This is a genomic window from Polaribacter vadi (assembly GCF_018861005.1).
Taxonomy (GTDB): Bacteria; Bacteroidota; Bacteroidia; order Flavobacteriales; family Flavobacteriaceae; genus Polaribacter; species Polaribacter vadi_A.
In genome coordinates this window covers 1-6933 of sequence record NZ_JAHKQL010000012.1, presented here as the reverse complement: position 1 = coordinate 6933, position 6933 = coordinate 1, and the positions used below count along the sequence as shown (strand labels likewise).

Genomic DNA, 6933 nt, shown 5'->3' with positions numbered 1-6933 from the left:
TTCAATACACAATCACGTTGGGCGTAAGTAAAAACTGAACCTCAACAAATAGACTTATAACTAGAAAAAATGGTTAATTTTCAAAAAAATGAAGTGAGATTTTAAATTTTAAGATAATAATGTAGGAAAACTACAAGAAGTTGGAAATTTAAAAAAAGTAAACTCTACCAAACTTAACCAAAAACTAAAATCTTGAATTTTAAGACAATGATATCGGAAAACTACAAGAAGCTGGAAATTTAAGAAAACTGAAAAGTAAACTCTACCAAACTCAACCAAAAACTAAAATCTTAAATTTTAAGACAATAATATCGGAATACTACAAAAAGCTGGAAATTTAAGAAAACTGAAAAGCAAAATCTACCAAACTGAACCAAAAACTAAAATTTTAAATTTTAAGACAATAATTTAGGAAAACTACAAGAAGCTGGAAATTTAAAAAAACTGAAGTGCAAACTCAATCAAACTTAACCAAAAACTAAAATCCTGAATTTTAAGACAATAATATCGGGAAACTACAAGATGTTGGAAATTTAAGAAAACTGAAGTGCAAACTCAACCATACTCAACCAAAAACTAAAATCTTGAATTTTAAGATAAGAATATAGGAAAACTACAAGAAGCTGGAAATTTAAGAAAACTGAAAAACAAAATCTACCAAACTGAACCAAATTTAAAATGCTTGAAAACAGGAAATTAATTTAGAAAAATTTGAAAAATTAAATACCTACGCCCAACACCGTGTATTAAAAATTGCTACTTCTCGCCTACTTACGAAAAATATCAAAAATTTTAATGGTTTATCATTTATTTACTAACTTTAGTGCTTTAAAAATCGCAACTTTTATTACACAAACACGTTGTGCGTAAGCTGACAAAATCGTGAACTAAAGAATTTAATAAGAACATAAATGGAGAATTTGAACAAATATGTTTCGATTTATAAAGAACAATTAGAGAAAGGAGACATATTAATAGCTTATAACGAATTAGTGAAATTTGTTATGAAATTAAGAACGGATTTCATTAAAAGTCTTTCTGACCAATATTCGTTTGCTGGAATTCTTCACGGATATATGGACTATACATATTTCTACTATTCGAACGATTTTTTAAAAAGTAAAAAGCTTAAACTCGGTCTTGTATTAAATCATTTGGAAATGAGGTTTGAGGTTTGGCTTTTGGGAAATACCATACCAAATCAAAAGAAATATTGGGAATTGTTAAAAGCGACAAAGTGGAATAAGGACAAAACGGAAATGCCTAAATATTCAATTCTTGAAACCACATTGGTGGAAAATCCTGATTTCAATAACCTGAACGCATTGACTGAACAAATAGAGAACGAAATGATTAAAGTTTCGGATGAAATATTGGACTACCTGAAAACACTAAATTGATAAATAAAAAAGCCTACGCACAACACCGTATATAATTTATTGCTAGCTTCTTGCCTACTTGCGAAAGTCCTCGCAGACTTTCTTGGTCATTAATTATTTATTAAATTAGTTGCTTGAAACACGCAACAAACCATATACAAACACGTTGGCAACAATATAATAAGATAATAAAAAGAATAGATAGTGAATGGAAAGGAATATGGAAAAGGATAAAAAAGATTTAATACTTGAATCTATAAGTCAAGAAAACTCAATGTATAAAGGCATAAAAGCTGAAAGCATCCATCGTTTATTATTTAATGATATGAAAATAGGACAAGTTAAAGACCTTATTTTTCAGATAAAAGAAGAACAACCTAAAGTAGCAGAAGTTTATGAAAAATTCCCTGTACATATAAGTTCTAATGATTTAACAATACCTTTTTTAGAAAAAGGAGGTTTTACAGAAATTGAAAGAGTTAAAAAAGAAAATATAGATAAAGAGAAAAATAAAAAAAGTCTTGAAACGAAGTTAAAAACACTTCAAATTGAAAGTATTGAATATCAGAAAACAATAAGAAATTTAGAAGAGGAATTGAAAATATCATCACTTCTGAAAAATTATTGGGGACTTATACTTTCTGCGATAGGAGTTGGTATAGCCATAGGAAAACTTCTGGTTTAAGTAAAGCTGAATAAAAAACAACAAATCCTATTAAAGCAAAAATTGTTTTGCAAATTGAATTGAGTTTTTTTAGAAATTTAGTATTAATAATCATAATAATTAAAATAAGTAAATATGAAAAAAGTAATATCAGTAACAGTAAACAATAGCTTGGAAATGGATCAAAATGAAAGAACAACTGAATTTAAAGAAATAAACGAACATCTTGAAAAAGGTTGGGTTATAGATTCAACTGAAACAATAAACAGTAATACAATATCTAATTTTACAGTTTTATATACTTTAAGAGACCAAAACGTGAAATAATTTATTATTGAATGTCGCCTGTTTTTAAAACAATCGAACTGTAAAAACAAATTCCTAAAAATCTGAATTTACTTATGGTTTTATATAGATAATGGTCTCCATCTTCTGTATATTTCCAAATATTTTCAGTTGTTTTTTTAAAAGGAACGAATTTTGACATCACAATTAAATTTAAAGATTAAAATAATTGTGTTAATGAAGGAATTACAAGGCAATAGTTAAAATACTGTTGCCAACACCGTATAAAATTAATTGCTACTAATAGCTTATCTAAAAATAGATATTGCTTATTGTGTAGATATTGAACTAATTTAATTATTCTATTTACTTAATTAGCAACTAATGTTATACATAACACGTTAGCACCAATTATGAAATCGAGCATTTTAATAAAATTTCTGCTTTTATTTGGGTTATTTTATTCTTGTAATAAAAAATCTGAAAATACGAATTCGGAATTTATTGAAAGTAAATTATTTGGAAAAGTAAAAAGTATAGAAACTAAAACTTTTAAAAATGACACGTTAAAATCGGTAGAATTGAAAATCTACAGAAAAGACGGAAATATTGAAAAAAGTAAATTCCGTTTTGAACCAAATTTATCATATGGAGAAAAACTTTTCAAATACGACAATAAAAATAATTTAGAACAAGAAATAATAATTTCAGACGGAGATACTACTAACACTCATTTGTACATTTATAATAATCTTGGTTTATTAAAAAAAGAGGAGTATTATGAAAACAAACTTCATTGTATGACAAATTTTAAAATAGATTCTTCTGGAAAAATCATTGAAAAAAATTTTAGGTACGTGAATTCTGACGGTTTGAGAACTTTTAAATTCTATTATCCTGACAGTTTAACAACAATAACAAAGGAGTTTTTAAGAGGAAATCCGGATCTAACAACTCAAATAAAAATCTACCCTAAAGAAAACAAAAAGGAAATACTGAGAAAAGATATTTTTCCTAAATCTGAATGGAGAGAAGTATTTTATCATAACAATTTAGGAAACATAATCAAAAAGGAAAGATTTTATGAAGGAAAAAAAACAAAAACTGAAAATTTCACTTACGAATTAGATTTTGAAAATAATTGGGTAAAATCTGAAAGTGAAATAATTAGAAAAGAAAGAAAAATTCAATATTACAAAAAATAACAGGTGCTAACACCGTATAAAAAAAATTGCTAAATTAGTGCTTAATTAAAGGTAGTTGCATTTTTGCCAACTTCTGAATTTCCTTCGGAAATTCCTCGCTGACAAAACCGCAACTTTCCTTATACAACAACGTTAGCAACAAGTTCACTCACCTACTAAATTCAGTGAGTTATTAGAGGTTTAGGTAATTTAAGAAAAGTCTGTGTCCAACCGTAAAGTTTAAGGAGTATTGCTCAAAAAAATTCCAACTCAGACGCAATACAACTAAAAACTAATTTTGGTTTTAGGATTGCCCAACTTCAGTCCATTATTTCGTAATTATTGAAAAATATCCACTTTAGGCTGATAAGCGGAATGTCAAAACGTACGGCTGAACTCAATAAAATATAAATGATAAAGTTGCTTAATTGTACAGGTCGTAATTTAACTAAAATCAGGTTTATTAACTCACAACTGAACGCATTTTAAAAATTTCGGGTTTTTAATTCGGAGATTTTTTTTTGATTTTTAAGTGAGTGTTTTATAAAAAATAGTTGTTTAATTATTAAAACGAAATTTACTCGTTGTCTAAAAAATTAAAACCTATAGCTAACACTGTATATAATTTATTGCTGCTTCTCGCCTATTTACAATTATTCTTACGGAGTTTTTGTTTTAGTTTATATTTGTTAAATTAGATGCTTAAACATCGCAACAAACCATATACAAAACCGTTGTAGCACATTTGAGAAAAAACTATGAGTAAAATTTTAACTTCAAGCTTTTTAATAATTATTTCATTTCTGACTTTAGAGAATTCGTCTGAATTGAAAACTCTGAATGAAGCTGAATATGAAAAAAACTTAAATATTGCGTCTGAACTATATTTAACTAAAAAGGAAATACCTAAACCCTTTTTAATAAAATTAGTTCCTGAAAATTATGCTGAATTTGACATTTATTACGGAACAACTGGTCCTGACCACAAAATGGGAAAAACTGACTTTTTCTATGAAACTACTCGACTGATTTTTGAAGAAGTGACTTCTGGAAAAAATAATGATTTCTATTTGCCAAGTTTAAATTTAGCGAGTTTTGCAAATGGTGAATATGCAGAGAGTTTTATTGAGTATTTAGAATTAATAATAAATGCGGACAAGGAAAAATTTTGTGAATCAATAAGTGAAATAAAATATAAAAATCGTAATCCAATTAAATATTATTCGGAATTAAATAAATGTGAATAATGAAACTTGAATTAAAACTCTGATATGAAAAAAAATATTCATATCCTTTTAGGTTTGGTACAAACCTCTTTATCTATTTATTGGTTAAATCAAATAATCAATCTTTATATAAATTACCAAAACCCAAATTTGTCTTACTTATTTGTCTATCCAAATTGGGTTTTATTTTCAAATATTTTATTAAGTATTATAAACTTATACTTTGGAATAAAATTAACGATAGGAAAAATATCAAAAAAAAGAAGTTACTTGATAATGGTTATTTTAATTATTATTGGTGGAATAATTAATACTATTAGCGTTGCATAAAATAAAAACGTGCTACAACACCGTATATAATTTATTGCTGGCTTCTAGCCTACTTACGAAAGTCCTCGCGGACTTTCTTTGTCCGTAATTATTTACTAAATTAGTTGCTTGAAACACGCAACAAACCATATACAACAACGTTGTGCATAATTTGAGAAATGAACAGAGGAATTTACATACAGATAATAGAAAATGAAGAATTTCAAGACAGAATATTTTGGAATGAATCCTCTGATATTTATACTTTTTTACGAAATCACACGCTGAAAATTGAACATAAATTCGATACGAAATTCAATAGTTTCTCTGACAACGAAATTCCAATAGATGGAATAAAAATGCTGGCAGATGGAATTAAAAATGACTTGAATTTTCTAGTTGGAGAATATGACAATAAACCAATTGTAAACGGACTGAATTCAGTTGACACAGAATACAATGGAAAACAAATGAAATTGTATTACAAAGCTTCAAAATTACATTTAATGATTTTGAATTTAGTTAGATTTCTTAAAAAATTGGAATCTGTTGTTGAAAAGAACAAAAAAGTATTTGTTTGTGGAAATGCTTATTTCAATGAAAATATGTTAGAATCACTAATGAAACTAAAATCTGAATTCAAAAAGAATGGAATTATTGAAATTAACAAAAATCAAGAAACTGAATTGACTGAACTGATTAAAAATAAAAGTCTGATTAAATCAGGTGAAAATTATAGATTAACTCGCAAAGGTCTGATAATAGATATTGCGGAATAAAAAACTATGCACAACACCGTATAAAATTAATGGCTAGTTCTCGCCTACTTACGAAAATCCTCGCGGATTTTCTATCTGGTGTTTATTTGCTAAATTAGGTGCTTAAACGCGCCACTAATCTTATACACAAACGTTGGCAACAAGCAAAAATCAGAACGCTAAAAAATGAAAGAAGTCGAAATTGAAGTTTATGACAAAAGAGAGAAAGTAACGACTACTCTTTGCGTTGAACAAATAACTGAAATCCAATTTCGGATGATTGACAATGATTTGTTTAATAACCAATTGACTTTAGGTGTTGAATTTGAAACCAAAATTAACTCTAAAAACAAACACGAAGTTGTGAAAATTCTCAAGAAATCGGAATTCATTACTCGAAGATTTAGTTTACAACCAAACTATAAAGAATCTGATTACCGAATGCTTGGAGATGAATTAACTAAAAGAGGCGGATTTTGGCAAGTTGACCTTGGAAGTATAGCAACTGTGAATATTCCAAAGAGTTTTGAATTTGATATTAATCAAGTTATTAAAGATTTAGAATTAGTAGAAATAACAGATTAAAAATGCTATCAAAAAAACGAAAACTGATTTCACTAATTATTATCGTAATTCTGACTTTTATTATTGGAATGCGATATGAAATAGACTATCGGATTTTGACACGCAGAACGGTAAAATATTTAGCAAATTATGAACTTGGATATTATGGCGGAAAAGGTTTCAGAATTTTTGAGACAGACATCGCTTTCATTCTGACTTTAATCCCAATCGGATTTTATTTCACCTCTCGAAAAATCCGTTCTATTAAAAAAGTATTATGGCTGAATTTTGTCTATCTAATTTTAGTTCCGATTTTTTACTGTCTTTTCTGCTTTCTTGAAAGTCAGTTTATAAATATAACTGTGACTAACCCAATAATGAATGACGGAATTTTAAAATATCATCAGAATAATTTGAATTATAGAATGATTCTATTTTTTACAATAATCTCGACTTTTATTAGCGGAATAATAATTAAGAAAATAACAAAAGAAAAAAAGCCAGTTGCCAACACCGTGTAAAATTAATTGCTTGGTAAAAGCCTATTTACGAAAGTCCTCGCGG

The 6933-nt window shown here is 27.4% G+C and carries 9 protein-coding genes; 8 read left to right on the top strand and 1 reads right to left on the bottom strand.

Going from position 1 to position 6933, the window contains the following annotated elements:
• Positions 1–911: 911 nt before the first annotated feature.
• The 3 genes from KO506_RS06850 (at position 912) to KO506_RS06840 (ending at position 2370) form a co-directional block, all read left to right on the top strand.
• Positions 912–1400, top strand: coding sequence for a DUF7000 family protein (locus KO506_RS06850; protein ID WP_215994159.1), 489 nt, complete (start codon positions 912–914; stop codon positions 1398–1400).
• 187 nt (positions 1401–1587) lie between these two features.
• Entirely contained in the window at positions 1588–2064 is a 477-nt protein-coding gene (locus tag KO506_RS06845; RefSeq protein WP_215994158.1) for a hypothetical protein, read from the top strand.
• A gap of 114 nt (positions 2065–2178) precedes the next feature.
• On the top strand, positions 2179–2370 hold the full coding sequence (locus KO506_RS06840) for a hypothetical protein (RefSeq protein ID WP_215994157.1): 192 nt from the start codon (positions 2179–2181) through the stop codon (positions 2368–2370).
• Between the two features lie 4 nt (positions 2371–2374).
• Here the strand turns inward: KO506_RS06840 and KO506_RS06835 are convergent, their stop codons facing one another.
• Entirely contained in the window at positions 2375–2530 is a 156-nt protein-coding gene (locus KO506_RS06835) for a hypothetical protein (protein WP_215994156.1), read from the bottom strand.
• A gap of 379 nt (positions 2531–2909) precedes the next feature.
• Between KO506_RS06835 and KO506_RS06830 the strand changes: the two genes are divergently transcribed.
• From KO506_RS06830 to KO506_RS06810, 5 genes are all read left to right on the top strand, one after another.
• Positions 2910–3533: a hypothetical protein gene (locus KO506_RS06830; RefSeq protein WP_215994155.1), complete on the top strand. Its 624-nt coding sequence runs from the start codon at positions 2910–2912 to the stop codon at positions 3531–3533.
• A gap of 737 nt (positions 3534–4270) precedes the next feature.
• On the top strand, positions 4271–4759 hold the full coding sequence (locus KO506_RS06825; RefSeq protein ID WP_215994154.1) for a hypothetical protein: 489 nt from the start codon (positions 4271–4273) through the stop codon (positions 4757–4759).
• 24 nt (positions 4760–4783) lie between these two features.
• A complete protein-coding gene (locus tag KO506_RS06820) occupies positions 4784–5068 on the top strand; it encodes a hypothetical protein (protein ID WP_215994153.1) in 285 nt (94 codons plus the stop codon).
• Positions 5069–5226: 158 nt separating this feature from the next.
• Positions 5227–5826, top strand: coding sequence for a hypothetical protein (locus KO506_RS06815; protein ID WP_215994152.1), 600 nt, complete (start codon positions 5227–5229; stop codon positions 5824–5826).
• Between the two features lie 165 nt (positions 5827–5991).
• Positions 5992–6390: a hypothetical protein gene (locus KO506_RS06810; RefSeq protein ID WP_215994151.1), complete on the top strand. Its 399-nt coding sequence runs from the start codon at positions 5992–5994 to the stop codon at positions 6388–6390.
• Positions 6391–6933 lie beyond the last annotated feature (543 nt).

Excerpts from the sequence above, each read along its gene's own strand:
- KO506_RS06850 (WP_215994159.1), top strand. The coding sequence starts at position 912 with ATGGAGAATTTGAACAAATATGTTTCGATTTATAAAGAACAATTAGAG.
- KO506_RS06845 (WP_215994158.1), top strand. The coding sequence starts at position 1,588 with ATGGAAAGGAATATGGAAAAGGATAAAAAAGATTTAATACTTGAATCT.
- KO506_RS06840 (WP_215994157.1), top strand. The coding sequence starts at position 2,179 with ATGAAAAAAGTAATATCAGTAACAGTAAACAATAGCTTGGAAATGGAT.
- KO506_RS06835 (WP_215994156.1), bottom strand. The coding sequence starts at position 2,530 with ATGTCAAAATTCGTTCCTTTTAAAAAAACAACTGAAAATATTTGGAAA.
- KO506_RS06825 (WP_215994154.1), top strand. The coding sequence starts at position 4,271 with ATGAGTAAAATTTTAACTTCAAGCTTTTTAATAATTATTTCATTTCTG.
- KO506_RS06820 (WP_215994153.1), top strand. The coding sequence starts at position 4,784 with ATGAAAAAAAATATTCATATCCTTTTAGGTTTGGTACAAACCTCTTTA.
- KO506_RS06815 (WP_215994152.1), top strand. The coding sequence starts at position 5,227 with ATGAACAGAGGAATTTACATACAGATAATAGAAAATGAAGAATTTCAA.
- KO506_RS06810 (WP_215994151.1), top strand. The coding sequence starts at position 5,992 with ATGAAAGAAGTCGAAATTGAAGTTTATGACAAAAGAGAGAAAGTAACG.